Here is a 22,918-nt window from a genome sequence, read left to right as displayed (position 1 = left end):
ATTTTATTAAATATTAATACAATCTAAAATAAAATATCATTATATAATAATGGCTGCCAATTAATTGACAGCCATCAATAATAATATATTAAATTAATTATTTAGCTTGTAAAGAAGTTATAACCGCTAAATCAGCAATATCCTGAGCAGAACATCCTCTTGAAAGGTCATTAGCAGGTTTAGCTATACCTTGAAGCATAGGACCTATAGCAGTACATTTTCCAACTCTTTGAGCTATTTTGTGTCCAATATTTCCTGAATTTAATTCTGGGAATATAAATACATTAGCATCACCTTTAATAGGAGAGCCAGGAGCTTTTTGAGCAGCAACTCTTTCAATCATAGCGGCATCTAACTGCATTTCGCCGTCATAAACAAAATCAACATCTTGCGAATCTAATATTTTTTTAGCTTCTCTAACTCTAGTAATAGATTCATGCTCTGCAGAACCTTTAGTAGAAAATGAAAGTAAAGCAACTTTAGGTTCATTTCCTGTCATAATTCTGTAAGATTCAGCTGTAGCTTTAGCAATATCAGCTAGCTGTTCAGGTGTAGGTTCAGGTATAACAGCACAGTCAGCAAAACAAGATATACCATTTGTAAATAAAGATTTATCAGGGCTTTCAAGGAAGAATGTAGAGGATAAAGTTCTAATTCCTTTTTTAAGTCCGATTAAAAATAAAGCAGCTCTAAGCATTTCACCTGTAGAATAAACAGCTCCTCCTACCATACCGTCAGCATCATCATCAGCAATCATAGCAGCTGCTGCATATATAGAATGGTTTGTAATTAAATCCTTAGCATGATCCTTAGTCATACCTTTCTTTTCTCTGGCTTTGAAAAGCATTTCAATATATTGTTCTGTTTTAGCTTCTTTTGCTGGATCGAAAATTCTGACAAAACCATCATCTAATTTCAAAGAATTTTCTTTAGCTAAACTTTGTATTTTAGCAGTATCTCCTACTAATATAAGTCCTTTAACTAACTGCTCTTTTTCAAGTATAACAGCAGCCTTAACATGTCTTTCATCATATCCTTCTGCTAATATTATAGTTTTTGGATTAGATTTTGCTTTTTCTTTTAAATTATCCATAAATGATGCCATAATAAAAAACCTCTTAAAAAATAAAATTATGTTTATATATTTTAATACATAAATTAGAATTTTGCAAACATATACTAGGCATAAGTATAATTTTTACTAAAAATAATTAATTTTAATTCGTATGTAAGTAATATTTCAGTATTAATTAAATACACAATTTGAAATTTACACTTTTACTCTATAAAACCTACTATAAAATTATACATGCATATAGCAGTAATCATACTAGATTATAATTATACAAAATAAATATATATGAAATAGCTTCAAGCTTCTTTTTTTACGCTGCTTCCTATCTCACATATAAAGACTGCCGCTATCATACAACTGCCTCCTACAATAAAATTTATAGTAACAGGGTCTTTCATAAAAATAACTCCTCCCAAAGCCCCCAAAAATGATTCCAAACTAAGTATAATTCCTGCCTTACTAGGATTTACATACTTTTGCGATACAGTTTGAAGTAAATAAGCAATTCCTGTAGCTCCTATAGCCAAATAAATAAGAGAGTAAATAGATTCACTAGAAATATTATCAATATTGAATGGAGTTGAAGTTAATGCTCCTACAGAAAGAGATACTATTCCGGCTATAATAAGCTGCAATGCTGCCATTATAATACCATCTACATACTCAAGCATTTTATCTATGAGCATTAAATGAACTGCAAATACAACGGCACAGAGTAAAGCAAATAAATCCCCAGACTCTATACTAGAAAAGCCTTCAAAAGAACTTAACAAATATAAACCTGCAACTGTAATCACTGCCGCTATAAAGGCTGAAATATGAGGACTTTTCTTATACACTATCCAAGAAAAAAATGGTATAAATATAACATAAGAACCTGTGAAAAATGCTACCTTTGAGGCTGTTATAAATTTGGAACTCATAGTCTGCAAAAAAAAGCCTAAAAATAATGCTATTCCTACAGGTATTGATAATATTATATCCTTTTTAGAAACATTTTTCATTTTTTTGAAAAATACAAGAGATAAAAAAATCCCTCCTGCTAAATTTCTAATACCTACAAGATAAAAAGGTTCTATTTCTCTAACTACCACCTTAACAGCAACAAAACTGTATCCCCAAATTAATGCTGTTAAAAATATACCTATAGTACCCAATCTCTCTTTATTAGCCATATACCGCTTAACCTAATAATTAAATTTATTAGTATTAGATAATATAATATTTAGATTAAAATGTCAAAGTATATTAATTAAATTATGATTTAAGTTTATTATTAAATAAATTTATAATACTAATATAGCCCTTTTCTTTAGCAATATCATATTCTTTTTCAAACATATTATTGTTAACATCATTTATTTCATAATATTTAATTAATTGTTCGCATATTTCAAAATAACCTTTTGAAGAAGCTATATACAAAGCAGTATCTCCATTCATATTCTGCTCTTTTATAGAAGCATTATTTTTGAGCAAATGCTCCACTATCTTTGTTTTTCCATTATCCGACGCTATCATTAAAGCTGTTTCACCAAATTTATTTTTATTATTAATAATATCAGGATAAAGCTCTAAAATATATTTAACTATATCATCATATCCCTTGGCACATGCAAACATAAAGCAATTCCAGCCATTAATATCCGTCTGATAAATATCAGCACCTTTTTCTATTAAATATTTCACAGACTTTAAATTATCATATATAACAGCCCACATCAAATAGGTAATAGATTTTTCATCTCCTTTTAAATCCATTCCATACATTAACAGAAGTTCAACAATATCTATATTTCCTGCTATTATAGCATGAACAATGGCATTTCTTTCTATACTGTCAAAAGCATAAATGTCCGCATTATTATCAAGCAAAGTTTTTACTATCTCAATATTTCCAATATAGCATGCATACATAAGAGGAGTAACATAATCATCATCAGTCTGATTAACATTAACATTATGCTTTATTAATAAATCTATAATTTCTTTATTTTCTATTTCTATAGACAATATTAAAGCAGATTTTCCATTATCATTGACTCCGTCAGGCTGTACTTTATTCATAAGAAAATACTTAACTATATCTTTATGACCCGCAGATGCCGCTATAGCTAATGCTTTAGGAGCTTTCTTTCTTGAATTATCAAAAAAATATCTTACAACATCTAAATGCCCATTATAAGCAGCAGATATAAAAGCACTTGAAAATACATTATGTTTATTTAAGCCTAATTTTGAATGTATATAATGAACTAATGATAAATTCCCGCTAATAGCCGCAACTGTCAGAGAATATTTAGGTATTTCTATATCGCCTCTATTGATTATATACTCTACTATATCTATATTGCCGCTTGATATTGCATAGGATAATACTGTTTCCTCATATATATCAACATCATCTAAATTAGCCTTATTATCTATTAAAAATTTAACAGCTTCAAAATTTGATTTCTGACATGAATACATCAAAGGAGTAATATTAATATCTGTTTTCGCATTAACATCAGCCCCATTTTCTACAAGTAATTTTATAATATCAAAATAATTCTCCGAACATGAATAATGCAAAGGAGTTTCATTATTACAATTACTCAAATTTACAGAAGCATTATTTTTTATTAATATTTCTGCTATATCTCTATGTCCATTAGCACAAGCAGTCATTAAAGGAGTTATACATAATTGATCTGCTTTATTAGGATCTGCCCCTGCCTTTAATAGTAATTCAACTATTTCTTTATAGCCGCCTTTACATGCATGCATTAATGGAGTTAAGCCCAATATGTTGCTTAAATTAACATCTATATCTTTATTTTTTAATAATATTTCAACAGCTAATATATTATTTTTGGCAGAAGCCTCATGTAATTCTATCTCAATTTCTCTCATAAATAATAAACCTCATATCATATATTAAATGTAATATAAAAGCATAAATAGTCAAATATATTTTACTTTCATAATATAACATATTAATAATAATTTAACAATTATCAAAAAAATATTATAAAAGCTATTGTAGCTATAGAACAATATAAAGCTGTACCAACTATATCGCATATAGAAGTAAGCATAGGTGCTCCGCTTATAGCAGGATCTATATTGAATTTGGTAAGTATAAAAGGCAGACAAAGACCTATAACGCTTCCAATAAACACTATACTAAACATTGATATAGAGACAATAGCCGCTATTTCTAATCCGCTCCTTATTAAACCTAATATATATGCCCCAGCTGCCATACTTAAACCTAACATAGAAGCAACTAATACTTCTTTTGAAAGCATATAAAACCAATCTTTTAACACCACATCTCCAATAGCTAAAGATCTTATAACAAGTGTAGCAGACTGACTTCCTGCATTACCTCCGCTTCCTATAAGCAAAGGCAGAAAAACAACTAAAACTATATGCTTTTGAAGAGTATTTTGAAATATACCTATAACACCGCCTGAAAATATATTAATAAATACTAATATTAAAAGCCATAATATCCTCTGCTTATAAAGAGTTGATATAGGTGTAATTTTCAAATTATCATCAAACTGATCCTCACTTGAAGTTATTCCTGCCATTTTATGAAAATCATCTGTATATTCTTCTTCTGCTATATCCATTATATCATCTACAGTAACTATTCCGATCATAGAATGTCTGTCATCAACAACGGCAAGAGAATGAAGATTATATTTTTTTATTATATCAATAGCATTCTCCTGATCTTCATAGGCTGATATATAAGGACAGTTATCAGTTATTTCTGATATTAATATGTCTTTATCTGTAAAAAATAATTTTCTCAAAGCAATAGAGCCAATCAATGTTCTTTTTGCATCTATGACATACAAAGTAGTATATGTTTCTGATTCCTCTATATTACTTCTCACATATTCAAATGCTTCATTTACTGTCCAATCTGGTTTAATACTTATATATTCAGGGGTCATCAAACGCCCTATGCTTCCTTCAGGATATGCTAAAAGCCATGAAGCTATTTCCCGCTCTTCACTTCCTAAAAGTTTTAGTATATTTTCAGACATAGTTTCAGGAATAGATGCCAAAAAATATGTTCTGTCATCAGGATTAATATTTTCAAGCAAGTCTTTAATATCTGATTCCTGCATATCCTCTATGATTCTCTGCTGATCTATAGGGGCAAGTTCAGGAAATACTTTATAATAATAATCTTTGGGCAATATACTAAAAACTTTATATTTATCATCATTTTTTAGAGAAGTAATTAGATTGGCAGTTTCTACTTCCTGCCATAAAGTAAGTATATCTCTTAATGCTTCCCATTCTTTTTCTTCTATTAGGTCCTCAATTTCCGGCTGTAAAAGTTCTTTAAGCATATTTTTTTATCCTATTTATTAATAATATAAAAAATAAGTATGATAATAAATTAATAACTAGTTCCAACCAAATAAGTACCTATTTGTACCCCAAAATCAAATGAATGTATATTATATCTTGAATAATTAGGATTTTTGTAATTCATAGCAAAATCATAATTAAAGTATAAACCCGCTGCAATAGCGGCAAAACTGCTTAAATTATATTTAAAATCTATAGTAAACTTGAGATATGGTATAACAGCAGATGTAAATGACTTTTTTATTTCATCAGCATTTAATTTAGAATTATAATCCCCATCCTGCAAATCAGCAGCCAATGGTATTTTTGCCCCTGCTCCTATACCTAAAGAAAGAACTAAAAAAGTAACTCTAAACATAGCACCTGTATTTAAAGTATCAAATGTATAAGAAACTATTCCGGCATCTTGAGAGTTTATATATTTATAAGAACTTCTATAATATCCTATATCAGCTAAAACATCAAAACCCAATAATCCGCCGAAATCATAAAAATATCCCGGCTGAACTAATACTCCGAAATCAAATGAACTGCTTCCTTTTAGTATGTCAATTTTACTGTTATCTAATCCTCTCAAATCAGCAAATGCAAAACTTCCTGTTAATGGAACAAATAAAGCAACACCGCCTCCATGCTGAGAAAATGCATTGATACTAAAAAATACAATAAAAAATAATGATGCTGTTAATTTTTTCATAATGTTCTCTCTCAAATTTCTTATTTATAATATATGTTTTATAATTATAATATAAAAAAATAAATATAATGTCAAATAATTAAATTTCTATACTAAGCCCATCATAAGCAGGATACATATTTTTAGGCAGCTCTTTTTCCAAATGTCTATGCAAAACATCATGCGTCATATGAGTAAAATAAGCTTTTTTCACCCCTAATTTATCAGCTATATTTACAGATTCCTGCAAAGATAAATGAGTATGATGCTGCCTGTATCTTAATCCATTTAAAACTAAAACTTCAGTTCCTTCAATCAATTTCAAACTCTCATCGCTTATATGGCTTGCATCTGTTATATATGTAAAATTATTAAATCTATAACCAAGTATATTGAGAACCCCATGCTTTACAGCAATAGGAATAACTTTAATATCATCAAAAATCATTTCATTTTCTATATGATGAAAAACTACCTGAGGAAGTCCGCCTCCTACTTGAACGGGATTAAAAAAGAAATCATACTTCTCTCTCAAATTATCCATAGTCTCTTTATTACCATAACAATCTATTGCTGAATGCATTATAAAATTTAATGATCTCAAATCAACTATACCGGAAGTATGATCTGCATGCGAATGTGTATAAAATACAGCTTCAAGTCTATCAACTTTTTCTCTTAACATCTGAGCTCTAAAATCAGCTGAAGTATCTACTATATAATTTTTATCATTATGTCTTATCAGTATTGATGATCTTGTTCTCTTATCTCTTTTATCTTTGCTTTTGCATACTTTACATTTGCATCCAATCATAGGAACGCCGTCAGAAGTACCTGTACCCAAAAAAGTTATTTTCATGATATACCTCCTCTTTATAATATTATATAATTTATATTTTTTATATCAATACTTAATCTTTTCTATAAATCTTTTTGCTAAAAATGCAGCATCTATATTTTCCATACATATATGATTATTGGGACAGTTCTTTCTTTTGTAGCATCTTGCACATTCTAATCCTTCTACTCTTATAGTTTCAGAATTTTTTGCTATTGGACCTACCCTCACTTCGCTTGTAGGACCAAATATTGCTATAAGAGGTTTTTGAAATGCACATCCTGTATGCATGGGAAAAGAATCAACTGTAATCATTCCTTTAGAATTTCTTATCAAATAAGCCAATTCAGACAAATTAAAAAGCCCTGAAGTATTAACTACATTATCAAAACCCTTAACTATATCAGAACATTTTTCATTATAATCGGATGTGGCTGAAACTATTATTTGTATATCTTTTAATTTTTGTATTTCTTTTATTATTTCCCTTGATTTATTAACAGACAAGTCTTTAGTATCCCATCTTGAAAATGGAGAAAGAACTATATATTCACTATTTATATTAAAATTACTGTTTATAGAATACTTTATCTTTTCTATCCTTTCAGCAAAATCTATATCTATGTTCTTAGGTAAAAAATAGTCTAAATCTGTACCATCATCTGGACAGTCTATAAACTTCAAAAAAGATAATAACCCTACTATAGCATTTATATCTTTATAGTAATTGCTTTTTACTCCTAACCATTTACCTTTGGCATATTTCTTTTTTGAATGACATAAATACAAAAATATAATGCTCCTTTCAAGTCCCTGCAAATCCATAGCTATATCATAATGCTCTTTCCTTACATCTTTTATATGTGAAAAAAACTCTCTTATAGTAGAAAAAAATAATAAAGGAGATTTAAATATCTCAGTTTCATATCTGTATATATCCAAAACATACAATTTATTTATATAAGGATTATTTTCTAATATTCCTAAAGCTCTCTTATCTGTAACAATATCTATAGTGCAATCCGGCTTCCATTTTTTTAATGCCCTTATAACCGGAGTAATATGCAAAACATCTCCCAACGATGTTTGTTTTATTAAAAGTATCTTCATTATAGCAATGCCCTTATTAGATAATAATACAATCATATATATTTTTTTATAATAATCAATAAAAAATAATAAAAATATATAAAAAATACTATAAACAGTATTGACAAAATTACTTTATATAGTAATATTACTATATAAAGTAATTAATAACAAAATTAAATATAAAAGGATTGAAAAATGAAAAAAAATAAAACTATAATTTTTACATTGATAATAATATTTGTATTGGCATCATCATTTACTATAAGTAAAAAGTATTTATATCCAAAAACCGAAACTGATGAAGTTATAACAATAGGAATAAGTCAGATGATAGAGCATGATGCATTAGATTTAATATATAAAGGTATAACATATGAATTAAATAAATATTACAAAGACAGCAATAAAAAGATAAATATAGATTATAAAAATGCTCAGGGAGAACAGGCGAACTGCAATACAATAGCACAAAAGTTCGTTAATGATAAAAAAGACATAATAATAGCAATAGGCACACCTTCAGCACAATCGGCTGTTAATTTAACGAAGGATATACCAATAATAGTTTCAGGCATAGGAGATCCTATAGGGGCAAAGCTAGTAACGAATTTAAATAAACCGAATGTAAATGTAACAGGTGTTATAAATCTCCCTCCTATAGAAAAACAGATAGAACTAATGCATACACTATTACCAAATGCTAAAAAAATAGGACTTTTATACTGCTCAAGTGAAATTAATTCTGCATATCAAATAAAATTAGCGAAAGAAAAATTAGATTCTCTTGGAATTGAGTATGTTGATTTAACTGTTGCAAATGCCAATGAAATACAGCAAATTATGTTAAGTGCCGTAAATAAAGTAGATGCTATATTCTCTCCTACAGACAATATAATAGCAAACAGCATGGCTAATGTTGCTATGATAGAAGAAAGCACAAAAATTCCGGTTGTATGTGCCGATGCCAGCATGACAAAAATAGGAGGCACTGTTACATATTCCGTTGATTATTATGACATGGGAATACTTACAGCTAAAAAAACAATAGAAGTATTAGAAGGTATAAATGATATAAAAAACATACCGTTAGAGCCCTCTCAAAATCATGACTTTGTTGTTAATACTAATATGATTGATAAATTAGGACTTACTATACCAAACAATATTTATAATAATTAAACAATAATAGTTCCTTTTTATATTACTACATAATAAATAGAGCTTGCAATTATATAATAATTGCAAGCCCGCTATTTTTAACCTTTAACAATTATCTGTCTTCTTTAAAGAAATGTTCTTCCACTCTTATACAAATTTCATGATATATTGCTTCATGAAATTCCTGAGATATATGAGTTTCTTTTGCCGGAGCTTTAATAGCAATATCAGCCATCTCCGCAAGTTTTCCCCCGTTTTCATTGGTAAAAGATACAACTTTTATTCCCATAGCCTTAGCAAGTTTAGCAGCATAAATAATATTTTTGGCATTTCCAGATGTGCTTATAGCAAAGAATATATCTCCTTTATCTCCGAATCCTAATAATTGCTGAGCAAATACCAAATAAGGCTCTTTATCATTAAGGTAAGCACTTGAAAGTCCTAAATGCGAAGTTAAAGCAACAGCTCTCAAAGGAGATTCTAAATTATCAGCAATATACTCGCCATCATCAAACTGTAAAAGCCCATTTCTTATCTTTTCATTAATAGGACGCTTCTTTAAAAAACTCTTTAATAACTCACCTGCTATATGCTCACTATCACAGGCACTTCCTCCGTTTCCCGCTATTAAAACTTTATTTCCTCTTTCATAGCATTTTATGGTTTCATCTATAGCAGATTCAATATTCGATTTTATATTTTCCAATTTTGGAATTCTTTTTATTAATTCTTCTATCATTTAATATTCCTTAAAATAAATTCTAATTAATTAAAAATTTATAAAATATTATTCAGAAGCACCATATTCTGTTAAAAATGATATCAAAGTATCAGGCTTTTTATAATTATTCTTAACATAAGTAAGAGCAGTTCTTCCATTTTTATCTTTGGCATTAACATCTATTCCATTATCGCAAAGAAGCTTAGCAACAGGGAGCATATTCTCACTTTTATCAGCCGACATAAAAACCATTATTAAAGCATTATCTCCGTCATTATTAACAGCATTTATATTAACTTTATAATCAATCAAAGTCTGAACTATATCAGCATACAACTTATATGAAGCTATATGCAAAGCAGTTTCACCATAACTGTTGGCAGCATTGACATCGGCTTTTGCCTTTAATAAAATCTTTATAATATCATGATATCCGCCTGCAGCAGCCATTAATAAAGCAGTATATCCTACTTTATCAGCAATATTAGGATCCGCTTTAGAATTAATCAAAAGCCTTACAATGGCAGTATGTCCATGATGTGATGCAAGCATCAATCCTGTAACTCCGTCCTCTGATACAGTATCAATATTAACCTTTTTATTGATAAAAGATACAACCGCATCATATTTACCCTCTTCACAGGATTTTAAAAATTTGCTTTCATTATCAGTCAAGGCATAAGATACATTAACCAATAGTGCAAAAATGAAAATAATATTTACTAAATTTTTCATAAACAACTCAATATATATAACTATTATATATAATATCATTAAAATAATATTTGTAAAATATTTTTTTTAAATTATTAATACATTCCCCCATCAACACTTATAACTTGTTTAGTAATATAATTAGAATCATCAGACAATAAGAAATTTACAGCATTAGCAATATCTTCAGGTTTCCCTATTCTTTTTAAAGCTATCATATTTTTAGCATGCTCTATTATTTCATCATTTATCATCTCGCTTTCAATAATACCTGGAGCAATACAATTTACAGTAATATTTCTTTTACCCAATTCTATAGCTAAAGATTTAACAGCACCTATTAGCCCCGCCTTAGAAGCAGCATAATTAACCTGCCCCCTATTACCAATAATGCCGGATATTGAACTTATTGCTATAATTCTTCCTCCCTTTCTTGCTCTTATTATATGCATAATAATAGGATTAACTACATTATAAAAACTTTTAAGATTAACATCTATAACATTGTCCCATTCATCTTCAGTCATAGCAGGAAAAGCATTGTCCATAGTTATTCCAGATGAAAGCACTATGCCGTAATAAGTGCCGTTTTCTTCTATATCTTTAATAAGAGTATTTTTAACTTCTTCTCTGTCTGTAATATTCATTTTCAAAAATCTTATATTAACATCATAATCTTTTGCAAAACATTTTATTTTTTCTATAAAAGAATCATTTTTATTGTAGCACATTACAGCATCGTATCCGTTTTCTATAACTTTTTTTGATATAGCAAATCCTATACTTCCTGAAGCACCTGTTATTAAAATAGATTTATTTTTCATTTTATATCCGTTTATACTATATTTTAAAAGCATCTGCAGAACTTTCCATAACCATTATAGAACAGTCCATAATTTTATTCTCATCATTAGCTATTTTTTTATATTCATCTAAAGTATTTATATCATCATTATAAAGAATAGCCTCTGCATCATAATAAGCGATTTTTTTATCGTTAAAAGTTTCTTTCACAAATATATAAACTCTATTATCAGATTTTATCTTTTGCATATAACAATCAGCTTTTTTTATATTTAAAATAAAACCTATTCTTTTATTATCATCATTATCTGATAAAGCACCATTATAAGCCGCCGCAGTCTGTGCTGCATATTCCGTAAATATATAAGAGTCTATACCTTCAGGTTCTGAAATATCATAAAAAATATTATTGTTTTTAATATCAGAAAAAGAAAGTATCTCTTTGTCATCAAAATTAATGTCCGCAATACCATCTATTAAAAGCATTTTTCCTTTATGCGGTATATTCAATTTATATTTATTTTTCATAATATTATTAATACAAAATTATTTTCCGACTATCAAACAAGTATTGCTTCCTCCAAAACCAAAGGATACGCTCATACAATTTTCAAGTCTTTCAGCCTTAACTTTACCTGTAACCAAATTTATTTTAGCTAATGTATCATCATACTCCCCGTCATATAAATGCGGAGGCAATATTTTTTCTTTATTAATATCAGAAAGTGCAATATAGCAAACTCCAAGCTCCATAGCAGCTGCAGCACCTATAGTATGACCGAATGATGTTTTACTAGAACTGCAGTATATATTAGCAGCATTAACTATATTGAGAGTAGTGCTTTCCATTTTATCATTTATTGAAGTACCTGTGCCATGAAGATTAATATAATCTATATCATTTATATTCATATCAGCATGTTTTAAAGCATCATTGATACATTTGCTTGTAGTAGTACCGTTTATATCAGGACTAGTCATATGATGAGAATCTGAATTACTATTATAGCCTTTAAGATATAGAGCATTTTTTGAATCAATTAAATTATCTTTGGCAAGAACTGTAAATGCCGCACCTTCTCCTAAATTTATACCTTTTCTATTTTTTGAAAAAGAATTAGTTTTATTATAATCAACCACTTCAAGAGAATCAAATCCGTAAATGACAGTGTCAGTTACAACATCAGCTCCTCCAACTATAGCAGCATCTATTACTCCGATTCTTATAAGCTCATCTGCCGCTATTATAGCATTTGCACTAGAAGTACATGCAGTAGATACAGTAAATGATATTCCTGAAACATCAAAATATTTCTTTAAAAAATCACAGCATATATTAAGGCTTTGCATAATCAATATTTTTTTCTCATCAATTACACTTCCTTTTAATATATAATCCTTAGTTTCATCGCTTCCATTCTCGCAAGTACCTACTATAACTGATATTCTATTTTTTCCGTATCTTTTTTTAGCCTCATCTATTATAGGCTTTAATTGATTAACTGCATGCAAAGCCATTTTATTTATTTTATTATTATAAGGATTATCAAGCTCAAAATTAAAAAAGTCATTATCTATTTTTCCTAAGAAAAATTTTTTAACATAATCATTATTTTCTTTTAAACCGTATTCTCCGTTTAAAAAATATTTATTATACAATTCTTCCTTATTCCTAGCCAAACAATTAATAATTCCGAAATCTAATAATACATTACTCATACAATACCTCAGAGTCGAGTATATAATTCTATAACAAAAAAGTCAAATTATTTAATATTATTATTTTTTATCAATTTATTAAAATTTAACAATACAGGTGAAATTATAAATGATGATAAAATTCCAATAAATAAAAATAATCCGAAAGATTTTACAGGTATAAAACTGCTGAATGCTAATGTGCCGAATGATAATACAGTTGTCATCATAGACAAAAATACCGCTAAAAATGTAATCTCTTTATCTGCCGCACTATTTGAGAAAAATATAGAATAATCTATTGATATTCCTATTGACAGTATCAAAGCAAATATAGAAAATATATTTATATTAATACCAAATATAGAGTGTATTGATAAATTTATTAATACAGACATTAACTGTACAATTATTATAGATATAGCCTTGCTAGTTTCAAAAAATATTATCATAGCTATAAATATTATAATATAAGCAATTACAGCCATTTTTACAGCAGTTTTTGCCGTATTATCCAAAGCGTCATTAATTTCCTCATTTATATTGAATATTTTTACATCATTATTATCTGATTTTATTATATTATTTGTATCATAATCACTTGTTGCTATAATAAAATATTTATTATTATTAGTAACTATAATTTTATTTAAATCACTGAAATTTGTATTTTCAAGTATTTTATTTATATCAAGAACTTCATCCTTAGTTTCTTCAAATTCTGATTTTATTTTATTATAAGAATTAAAATCTAAATTCAGAGCATCAGTCTGTTTTTTTAATATAGGCATTAATTTATCATTTACTAACTTAATATTATCTCTTTGCCTCTCTTCTGAATATAGTATTTTAGATATAGCTGTATAATTATTATTACTAAAATTATCTTCTATACTCTCTTCTGCTGATAATGCATCTGAAAGAGTATCGCCCCTTGAAATAATAATATTTTTTGCAAGAGATGTATCCAATCTATTATAAACTTCTCTTTCGCTATTCAATAAAAAGTCAGGTGTATTATAAAGCTGATTAGCAGAGAAATTTATTTTTATTTTAGGTATGAATATTATAGAAACTATAATAACTGCTATCAATATAATTAATACATTTCTTATGCTTATTATTTTTACATAATCATTCAATATATTCCTACTTTTATTAAGTATAGACTTATTTATCACACTTTTATCATTCTTAAATAATAAAGGATATATTATATTTACTGTGAGAAAAGAACTTAAAAGTCCGAATATGGAAAATACTGCTATCTGTTTCAACAATATAAGAGAGGTTAAAGATAATGATAAATAACTCACTATAGTAGTTATAAATCCCAAAAGCATACTTGGAAATATTTTTCTTAATACTTCTTTTTTATCTTCTTCATTATACCATTCAGTTATAAAATGTATAGAATGATCTATTGATATACCTATAAGGCTTGTTCCGAATACAAATGTAAATATATGAATGGAATCAAAAAATACAGATGAATATAAAAATGCTGATAATCCTGATAGTAATATAGTACCCATGGAAATTATATAAGGCTTCAAAGATTTGAATATAAAAATAAATATAAGACAAATAACAATAAATGACACTATAGATATAATAGTAATTTCAAACTTAGCACTTTTCTGACTATAATAAGTATGCACCGGTACGCCTGAAATATATGTATTTACATTTCCTTCTCTTTCTAATATTTTTAAATATCCTGTAATATCATTAAAAAACTTTTCATTATCAATATTTTTAGGCATATCGATATTAACAAGAATATTATATTTATCATTATAATTTATAAATTGTATTGCATCTCTGGACTGTAAATTATTTTCTGAAGTGAGAATCTCATTTATTTTTGAATTAACAGCTAAAAAAGGATCATCTTCAATATTATCAACTATAGGTATAAAAAAAGGAGAATAAAAATTTGCTAAGGCATTTTCAGCAACAATATACGCCTCATCATTCAATAAATAATTTCTTATCTCTTTTGAAAGAAGCTGATATTTATATTTTATCATTGCAGCTAAAATATCATCATAATTTCTGGAATATAAATTAACTGAAACATTACTATAAGACTGTTTTATATATTCATCTAATTTTAATGCATTATACTTGGCATCATCAAAATTTTCACTTTCTATAAATATTTTTACACTGCTTGAATTTTTATAAAAAAAATCTTCCAAAGGTTTTTGAAAATCTTTATCTTCTAAGAACTTAGGTGTTATAGATAAAAAATTAGTATCTATTTTTGCTGTTTTTTCAAATCTTACTAAAAATAATATAACTGCAAATAAATGAAAAATTATCCAAATAATAGTAAGAATAGTTCTTATATCATTATTCAGAATAGTTTTATTCAAAATATTTTATCTCCTCAGAAGTTATTTTATCAGATTTAGATAAAACTTCCATTATATATTCTGTTGTGCTGTTATTAGAAGAATACATTTTTATTTTTTCTATATATCCGGCACTAGAAAAAGTTACTTCTATCTTTTCTATTATTTTTTTTATCTCGCTAGTTTTAGGGCTATAAACTGCAATATTTCCATTCATACTTTGATTGAATGATTCATTTATACTTTTCTCATCATAAGTAAAAATTGATTTTATTATATTAGCTATCTGAGCAAACATAGCATTATTAGAATCAGCCATAACTTTCTTTTTTCCGTCAGGCATTATCTGAACCACATTTTTTTCACCCATTACCGTTATAGACTCTTGAGGAGTTTTAGTAAACCAGCATATACCATAACCATTTACTATAATAAAATCCCCTGAAGATTCAAAACTTCTTCCTTTCTGAGTTACTATTTGAGTATAATTGCCTTTCAATAGTTTCGCATTTTTATATTCATCTTTAATCTGAGTAAACAAAACAGATGTAAATACAAAAGAAATCATAATTATAAAATAAATATTTCTCATATTGATTATCCATTATTATTAATTTTTTCTATTCTATCTACAAAATCTTTAGGATTATTCAAAAAACCTTTTCTAGTTTCTGAATCTATGGGCATTTGCAATGTGCTTGATTTTGATATGATTTTATTATCTTCATCATAAAAAGTATATTCTACTCTCATACCATTTAAATATTCAGTAATTGCCGTATGTATCCTAATCTTTTGATTTAATTTAATAGAATTTATATATTTAATTTCTAATTTTACTATAGGCCACATAACACCTTTAGCTGTCATAATATCATAATTATAATCTATAATTTCAAGCATAGCCTCCCTAGCCTGCTCCATAAACTTTATATAATTACCATGCCAAACAACTCCCATAGGATCCAAATCATAAAAAGACGGCTTTATATAATAATCATTTTCTAAATAATATTTTTTGTTTGACATAAATTAATCCCCTTTATACCAAAAATCATGAAAATTATACCACTGATATGGATATTCTATAGCTTTTTGTTCTATAATGGAAGCAAATTCTTTTGTTAATTCTAATATAACTTCATTTTTCTTTTTTCGATTTTTTAATTCTTCATCATTTAATTTTATTTTTGAAGGATATATATAAAAATTGTATTTCTTTGAAAGTATTTTGTCATTCTCTCTCAAAGCAAAGAAATAATAAACAGGATATCTAAGCAAAATAGGTATCAAAAAAGCTCCGCATGGGAAAGGTGCTTCTTCTCCTAAAAAATTTATATAATTAACTTTATCAGTTTTATTACTGGTTCTATCTCCTGCTATCGCTACTATCTCACCATTATTTAATTTATCCTCAATACTTATTATAGTATGCGGTCCTATATTAGAAGCATCTATAAAGTCTATAAAAGAATTGTTTTTACTCTCGCTAAGAACTATATTAACATTTTTATTAACCTTAGGATCTATTATTATATTTATTTTATAGTTTTTTATAGGATTGCCTTCATTAATAGCTGCTAATCCTTTTAAAAGCTCAATATTTCCTATATGAGAAAATAATATTATCATTCCTTTTTTTTTATTAAGCAAATCAATAACTTCATTATAACTATCTTTAGTTTTTACAACCAAATCTGTTATAGGTATATCTCCATTCCAAGCCGAAAATTTTTCTGAAATAGATACTACAAATGAAAGCAAATGCCTATAAGAACTAATAAAATTCGATTTGATTTTTTTATTATATTTAGACATTTTTTTTAAATATTCTCTGGAAGCCTGCATTCTAGTTTTTGAATAAAAGAAATAAACTATACTTATAGGAATAAGATAAAGTATTATAAAAGTTCTTCCTAAAATTTTATAAACAGATATGGAAAATAATGCTTTCCATCTCTTACCTATTTCTTTTTCTTCCGTCCAATGCGCCATAGAAAAACCTTTAAGAAAAATACAATTTACCATCTGAATATTTTTTATTATTATCATATATTTTAAATGAAATAATATTATCAGAAAAATGAGATTCTATAAAAATATTTGTATTTGGAAGAATCATATTTGTAAATTTTAATTTTAAAAGTTTATTGACAGAAAAATCTCTGCTAAAAATACTTTTACATATATCAAGAGTAATTTTAACCTGAGCTATAGCAGGTAAAAGTTTAAAGTTTTCAAAATGACCGTCAAAATAAGGCATTTTTTCGTCTATAAAAACTTTTACTCTAAACATATCAGAAGTTTTTTCTTCTATCTTATAATCTTTATAATCGATATAATTATCCAAATTAATTTCCTTCCATTATAGCATCAAGAGCCTCTCTGTCAATTTTACCAATTTCATTTCTAGGTATAGAATCAACAAAATATATTTTTTTAGGCAATACTATAGTTTCAAAATAATCTTTTAAATAATAAATAACATATTTCTTCATATCTTCCAAATTTCTATTTTTGTTATTCATTACTATAAAAGAAGCAATATATTCTCTTTTATCAGATTTACAATATATAGTATAACTGTCTTTAAAATGCTTATCCATAAGTATTTGTCTGTCTATCTGCTGTACGCTTATTCTTTTACCCTCTATTTTTACTATTGAATCTTCTCTTCCTAAAAGCTCAAACTCATCATCATTTTTCATATTCACAACATCGCCCACATGTATCCAAACATCATCACCTGTATATCCTGAACAGCATTCTATACTTCCATTTTCATCAGTTTTAATTTTTACAACACTAAGTCTTGTCCATAATTTATTTTCACTTCTTCGTCTGTATCCAATAGCACCAGCCTCAGTACTTCCATAAATTTCTGTAACATCAGTACCAAATATATCTTTGCAAAGATCATTAATTTTCTCTTCAAGCATTCCTGTAGAAGAAAATAAATACCATTTAGATTTTATTTTTAAAGAAGAGGCATCTATTCTCTTTAAAAAAGCAGGTGTAGTAACCATAGTAATTTTGTCATAATCTGAAAAATTATTAGCAGTTTCTAAATAATTTATTCTATTATTTATACATCTAACCTCAAGCATAAAAGGAACTAATACCGCAAAAACAAAACCATAACTATGATAATGCGGAACTGTATACAAGAATAAAGAATCTTTAATGCTATCAGTAAATTGATCCACTATTTTAACAGCCTCAGCTTCAAACTGCTTTAAGGTTTTTTCTATAAGTTTAGGATATCCTGTAGAGCCTGAGGTATAAAAATTTATATATACATTTTCATCTATTACTGTTTCTTTAAGTAAATCAAACCATTTATCATTACACTCACTTTCAAAGACTTCATCTAAATTTAAATTCGATTTTTCTGTATCTGATATATAAACCATAGAGCTATCTATTATACTTTCAACATATTTAGGACTATTATTGTTTAAAACATTTACTCTTTTTTTAAGAATAAATCCTGCAGTAATAACTGAAATAAATCTATATGCATTTTCAATAAATACCGTAATAGTATCTTCTTCAAATTTAGAAATATATTCTAAACTTTTAACTATATCAGAAACAAACTCTTTATATTTTATAAAATTCTTATTTTCTTTATGAATAAGAAAAATATCCTCTGAATCTTTTAATGAATAAAAATTTGTATTGCTTAATTTTCTCATAATATTTTTATTTATTATCTGAATTTTCTCTTATATATTTTGCCAAAGTTGCAACAGAATAAAAATACTGTTTATTATTTTCTTCTATATCAGAAAAAGTAATATTAAACTTTTTTCTGATAGCAACACCTATTTCCAAAGCATCTATAGAATCAAGTCCCAATTCATCTCCGAATAAAGGAGCATCTGTATCTATATCTTCTATGGATACGCCTTCCAAATTTGCAGATTCTATTACAATTTGCTTTATTTGATCTTCAATACTCATATAGTTTTCTCCTTATTATAATTTCACATAAATCTATCAATAAAATATATTATTTTTTTATTAATTTTATTTTTCCTAATTCTAAATCGGAAGTATCAGTTGATATAAATTTAATAAAATCTATAATTGAATTTTCATCTTTATCTGCATCGCTGTCAATTACATCGATATAGATATTTGGGTCTTTTTTAGAAATAAGACAGGAAAATGCAAATGAATAATTACCCTCTCTCGATATCTCTTCATAACTTTCTGGTAATTTTTCATCAGCTATTAATATAAGGGCTTTATCATTATCAGAAGTTTTTAAGAAAGCAATAGCCTGTATAAGAGCCGTATCTATAAAATTATTATAGCATGTAACTGCAATAGCTCTTTTATAATTTTTATAAAAAATAGTAAGCTGTGCCACTGCAGTATTGAATACTGAAAAACTGAAAAGTGCAGGAGATACCTCATGTTCTGTAACTATCTTTTTTGACATATTATACTGCTGTTTTATTTCTCCATATTTAGATACAAAAAAAAACGGTATCTGATCATTTTCATTTAAAATACTTTTAACTGATTCAAAAGAAAATTTAGTTATTTGGCTTAATCTTCTTTTTTGAGCTTTTGGTATAAAATCCAATTCAGGATTAGAGTCCCCATAAGTAATTTTTATGTCATTATTTATATTTTCCAATATAAATTTTTTATCCATATTAGGAGCAAAAAAATCCCAATCCAAAACTCTAAAACTTAAATCCAGCATAAACTTCCTAAAATAAAAATCATAATGTTGCTATTTTTTATTATACAAAATTATCCTATAAAGTCAACTATAATATACTTGTTTGTTTAAGAGCCATAGATATTTCACCCTTTTAGTTTTAAAAAAACAGATATTCCTTATAGTTTAAATTAGCACAATAAACTCAAAAATATAATACTTTATAGTTATATATAATCATAATATATAAGTATTTGATATAATTATATAATAAATTAAACTAAATAATATAAAAACAATATTGACATTGGAGTGCACTCTAATGCTATAATCTGCAAAAATAAAGGAGGTAATTAATAAATGACAATAGCAGAAGTAAGCAAAAAAACTCAATTATCAGCTGATACTTTAAGGTATTATGAAAGAATAGGTCTAATACCTGAAGTAGAAAGAAGTGAAAACGGAATAAGAAATTATACTGATTATGATTTGGGATGGATAGAGTTTTCAAAATGTATGAGAAACTCAGGTATGTCTATAGAATCAATAATCGAATATATCAAACTATACAATAAAGGCGATGCTACATTAGAAGCTAGAAAACAGCTTTTAGTAAGTCAGAGAGATGCTATGCAGGAAAAATTAAATGAACTTCAAGCTGCTTTAGATAAACTAAATAAAAAAATAGAAAATTACGGACATCAAATGTCAGTACATGAAAAAGATATGCTTAAAAATAAAAATGATTAAGGATAAATATTATGAAAATAAAAAAATATTTTTTAAGTTTATTAATTTTTTCTATTATGTCATCTATAGCATGTAATTCAGTTTATGGAGATAATACAACTATGAATAATTTAAATACTTTGAATACTACAATTAATGTAAAAATAAAAGATAAAGAATACAAATTAAAATTATATGATAATCAAACAGCAAAAGATTTTTTGACACTTCTTCCTTTAACAGTTAATATGAATGATTTAAACAGCAATGAAAAATATTATAACTTAAGCAAAAATCTCACAACTAAAACTGAAAATATAGGCAGTATAAAAACAGGTGATTTTTTACTATACGGTAACAACTGCATAGTATTGTTCTATGAGAGTTTTAGAACTTCATACAGTTATACGAGGCTTGGATATATAGAAAATACAGAAGGTTTAAAAGAAGTACTTGGAAGAGGAAATGTTGAAATAGCTTTTAGTGTAAATTAAAAAATTATAAAAACAACTATTGAGATTGGAGTGAACTATAATGCTATAATTTGCAAATAATAAATAAACAATTTTTTTATAATAAAAAACTTTTATGTATTTAATTTTTAATTATATAGTAAAGAGTTTATTTTTATAGCATACTAATATTGAAACAGTAAAATATTTATGCAATTATACAATTTGATAGTTTGTAACTTAATTATAAATTTCTTTCATAGAAATAAACAAATATCCTAATGCATTATAGGTGTATAGTTTATAAATTAATAAAAAGGATAAACAATGAAAAAAATATTTTTTGGTTTGTTATTTACTTTTATTTTTATTATAACAATATTTTCATTAAATAATAAAGCAGAGGCAAATACTAATATGGAAAACAATAAAGTAGTTTTTAACTTTAATACAAAAACAGCAAAATTAAACAGCGGATACGAAATACCATTAAACGGCATAGGTACATATAGTCTATTAAATGATGAATGCTACAATTCTGTACTTTTTGCTTTACAAAATGGTGTAAGATTAATTGATACAGCATATATATACAGAAATGAAGAAGAGGTTGGAAAAGCTGTAAAAGACTCAAAGGTTGATAGAAAAGATATTTTTATTATTACAAAATTATATCCTAATCAATACAGAGATGCAGAAAATGCTATAAATGAGGCATTAAAAAAGTTAGATGTTGAGTATATTGATATGATGCTTCTTCATCACCCAAGCCAAAATGATGTTGAAGCATACAAGGCTATGGAGAAAGCAGTAAAAGAAGGAAAAATTCGCTCTATAGGACTTTCTAATTGGTACATTAAAGAATTAAAAGAGTTTCTTCCTAAAATAACTATAATGCCTGCTTTGGTTCAGAATGAAATTCACCCTTATTATCAGGATACTAATGTTATAGAGTATATTCAAAGTTTGGGTATAGCTGTTCAAGGCTGTTATCCTTTGGGAGGAAGAGGACATCAGAGAGAACTTTTAAATGATAAAGTATTAAAGGATATTGCCCAAAAATATAATAAGTCAGCTGCACAAATTATATTAAGATGGAATTTGCAAAGAGAAGTAATTGTAATACCCGGATCTAATAATAGAGAGCATATAATAGAAAATACAGAAATATATGATTTTGAATTAAGTGATGAAGATATGAAGAAAATAGCAGAATTAAACCGTGATGAAAAACATGATTGGTACTAAAAATTGATTGAGATGTGATTTATATATAGAGTTTTTAAAGTACATATTTTTTAAGTAAATAAAAAATTATATAGTAGTTTGGTTAATATCTCATTTTTAATGAGTTTATTGATAGCAGCAAATATAAAAATTTAGGGCGTCTTTTAAGAGCCTTTAAGCCTGAAATTTTGATTAACAGCAATCATAAAAATTATGAGCATATGTTAAATTTATTTGGCAGATAATCTACAAAAGGCACGAAAAGCGAGCGAACAATTTTTATTAGCAATAACCATAAAAATTATGAGCATATGTT

At 26.8% G+C, this 22,918-nt stretch carries 24 protein-coding genes; 4 read left to right on the top strand and 20 right to left on the bottom strand.

Annotated features, from left to right (window positions below; translation table 11 throughout):
* Positions 1-97: 97 nt before the first annotated feature.
* The 7 genes from pta to BFL38_RS10110 form a co-directional block, all read right to left on the bottom strand.
* The gene (pta, locus tag BFL38_RS10140) at positions 98-1,105 is read right to left on the bottom strand and encodes a phosphate acetyltransferase (protein WP_069726930.1); all 1,008 of its coding nucleotides are present in this window, start codon (positions 1,103-1,105) and stop codon (positions 98-100) included.
* A 266-nt stretch (positions 1,106-1,371) separates the two neighbouring features.
* Positions 1,372-2,250, bottom strand: coding sequence for a DMT family transporter (locus BFL38_RS10135; protein WP_069726929.1), 879 nt, complete (start codon positions 2,248-2,250; stop codon positions 1,372-1,374).
* A gap of 82 nt (positions 2,251-2,332) precedes the next feature.
* Positions 2,333-3,970, bottom strand: a complete 1,638-nt coding sequence (locus tag BFL38_RS10130; protein WP_069726928.1) for an ankyrin repeat domain-containing protein — start codon at positions 3,968-3,970, stop codon at positions 2,333-2,335.
* A 104-nt stretch (positions 3,971-4,074) separates the two neighbouring features.
* Positions 4,075-5,433 carry a magnesium transporter gene (mgtE, locus tag BFL38_RS10125; RefSeq protein WP_069726927.1) on the bottom strand — a complete coding sequence of 453 codons (1,359 nt, stop codon included), beginning with the start codon at positions 5,431-5,433 and terminating at the stop codon, positions 4,075-4,077.
* 50 nt (positions 5,434-5,483) lie between these two features.
* Positions 5,484-6,152: a hypothetical protein gene (locus BFL38_RS10120; protein ID WP_069726926.1), complete on the bottom strand. Its 669-nt coding sequence runs from the start codon at positions 6,150-6,152 to the stop codon at positions 5,484-5,486.
* A 79-nt stretch (positions 6,153-6,231) separates the two neighbouring features.
* The gene (locus tag BFL38_RS10115) at positions 6,232-6,990 is read right to left on the bottom strand and encodes an MBL fold metallo-hydrolase (RefSeq protein ID WP_069726925.1); all 759 of its coding nucleotides are present in this window, start codon (positions 6,988-6,990) and stop codon (positions 6,232-6,234) included.
* Positions 6,991-7,035: 45 nt separating this feature from the next.
* A complete protein-coding gene (locus BFL38_RS10110) occupies positions 7,036-8,079 on the bottom strand; it encodes a glycosyltransferase family 9 protein (RefSeq protein ID WP_069726924.1) in 1,044 nt (347 codons plus the stop codon).
* Between the two features lie 177 nt (positions 8,080-8,256).
* On the opposite strand from BFL38_RS10110, the gene BFL38_RS10105 reads away from it, so the two are divergent.
* Positions 8,257-9,240 carry an ABC transporter substrate-binding protein gene (locus tag BFL38_RS10105; RefSeq protein WP_069726923.1) on the top strand — a complete coding sequence of 328 codons (984 nt, stop codon included), beginning with the start codon at positions 8,257-8,259 and terminating at the stop codon, positions 9,238-9,240.
* Positions 9,241-9,331: 91 nt separating this feature from the next.
* Here BFL38_RS10105 and BFL38_RS10100 read toward each other — a convergent pair whose 3' ends face one another.
* From BFL38_RS10100 to BFL38_RS10040, 13 genes are all read right to left on the bottom strand, one after another.
* Positions 9,332-9,958 carry a D-sedoheptulose-7-phosphate isomerase gene (locus BFL38_RS10100; protein WP_069726922.1) on the bottom strand — a complete coding sequence of 209 codons (627 nt, stop codon included), beginning with the start codon at positions 9,956-9,958 and terminating at the stop codon, positions 9,332-9,334.
* Positions 9,959-10,006: 48 nt separating this feature from the next.
* Positions 10,007-10,675, bottom strand: a complete 669-nt coding sequence (locus BFL38_RS10095) for an ankyrin repeat domain-containing protein (RefSeq protein WP_069726921.1) — start codon at positions 10,673-10,675, stop codon at positions 10,007-10,009.
* A gap of 74 nt (positions 10,676-10,749) precedes the next feature.
* Positions 10,750-11,478: a 3-oxoacyl-ACP reductase FabG gene (fabG, locus tag BFL38_RS10090; RefSeq protein ID WP_069727462.1), complete on the bottom strand. Its 729-nt coding sequence runs from the start codon at positions 11,476-11,478 to the stop codon at positions 10,750-10,752.
* 16 nt (positions 11,479-11,494) lie between these two features.
* On the bottom strand, positions 11,495-11,986 hold the full coding sequence (locus tag BFL38_RS10085) for an ApeP family dehydratase (protein WP_069726920.1): 492 nt from the start codon (positions 11,984-11,986) through the stop codon (positions 11,495-11,497).
* Positions 11,987-12,004: 18 nt separating this feature from the next.
* Positions 12,005-13,177, bottom strand: coding sequence for a beta-ketoacyl synthase N-terminal-like domain-containing protein (locus BFL38_RS10080; RefSeq protein ID WP_069726919.1), 1,173 nt, complete (start codon positions 13,175-13,177; stop codon positions 12,005-12,007).
* A gap of 47 nt (positions 13,178-13,224) precedes the next feature.
* Positions 13,225-15,537, bottom strand: coding sequence for an MMPL family transporter (locus BFL38_RS10075; protein WP_083249414.1), 2,313 nt, complete (start codon positions 15,535-15,537; stop codon positions 13,225-13,227).
* Positions 15,530-16,108: a LolA family protein gene (locus BFL38_RS10070; RefSeq protein ID WP_069726918.1), complete on the bottom strand. Its 579-nt coding sequence runs from the start codon at positions 16,106-16,108 to the stop codon at positions 15,530-15,532. Before BFL38_RS10070 ends, BFL38_RS10075 begins: the two co-directional genes overlap by 8 nt.
* Positions 16,109-16,113: 5 nt before the next feature.
* On the bottom strand, positions 16,114-16,545 hold the full coding sequence (locus tag BFL38_RS10065; protein ID WP_069726917.1) for an acyl-CoA thioesterase: 432 nt from the start codon (positions 16,543-16,545) through the stop codon (positions 16,114-16,116).
* A 3-nt stretch (positions 16,546-16,548) separates the two neighbouring features.
* Positions 16,549-17,511: a lysophospholipid acyltransferase family protein gene (locus BFL38_RS10060; protein WP_069727460.1), complete on the bottom strand. Its 963-nt coding sequence runs from the start codon at positions 17,509-17,511 to the stop codon at positions 16,549-16,551.
* Between the two features lie 10 nt (positions 17,512-17,521).
* Positions 17,522-17,866, bottom strand: a complete 345-nt coding sequence (locus BFL38_RS10055) for an ApeI family dehydratase (RefSeq protein ID WP_069726916.1) — start codon at positions 17,864-17,866, stop codon at positions 17,522-17,524.
* A 1-nt stretch (position 17,867) separates the two neighbouring features.
* The gene (locus BFL38_RS10050; protein WP_069726915.1) at positions 17,868-19,214 is read right to left on the bottom strand and encodes an AMP-binding protein; all 1,347 of its coding nucleotides are present in this window, start codon (positions 19,212-19,214) and stop codon (positions 17,868-17,870) included.
* A 7-nt stretch (positions 19,215-19,221) separates the two neighbouring features.
* A complete protein-coding gene (locus BFL38_RS10045; protein ID WP_008725666.1) occupies positions 19,222-19,482 on the bottom strand; it encodes a phosphopantetheine-binding protein in 261 nt (86 codons plus the stop codon).
* A 49-nt stretch (positions 19,483-19,531) separates the two neighbouring features.
* Entirely contained in the window at positions 19,532-20,236 is a 705-nt protein-coding gene (locus BFL38_RS10040) for a beta-ketoacyl synthase chain length factor (protein WP_069726914.1), read from the bottom strand.
* Between the two features lie 318 nt (positions 20,237-20,554).
* On the opposite strand from BFL38_RS10040, the gene BFL38_RS10035 reads away from it, so the two are divergent.
* From BFL38_RS10035 to BFL38_RS10025, 3 genes are all read left to right on the top strand, one after another.
* Positions 20,555-20,944: a MerR family transcriptional regulator gene (locus BFL38_RS10035; RefSeq protein WP_069726913.1), complete on the top strand. Its 390-nt coding sequence runs from the start codon at positions 20,555-20,557 to the stop codon at positions 20,942-20,944.
* 11 nt (positions 20,945-20,955) lie between these two features.
* Entirely contained in the window at positions 20,956-21,417 is a 462-nt protein-coding gene (locus BFL38_RS10030; RefSeq protein WP_069726912.1) for a cyclophilin-like fold protein, read from the top strand.
* A 285-nt stretch (positions 21,418-21,702) separates the two neighbouring features.
* Positions 21,703-22,623 carry an aldo/keto reductase gene (locus BFL38_RS10025; RefSeq protein WP_069726911.1) on the top strand — a complete coding sequence of 307 codons (921 nt, stop codon included), beginning with the start codon at positions 21,703-21,705 and terminating at the stop codon, positions 22,621-22,623.
* The last annotated feature ends 295 nt before the right edge of the window (positions 22,624-22,918 follow it).

Source organism: Brachyspira hampsonii, assembly GCF_001746205.1.
Classification (GTDB): Bacteria; Spirochaetota; Brachyspiria; order Brachyspirales; family Brachyspiraceae; genus Brachyspira; species Brachyspira hampsonii_B.
Note: the sequence above shows the minus strand (reverse complement) of the source record. Positions and strands in the feature narration are given on the sequence as shown.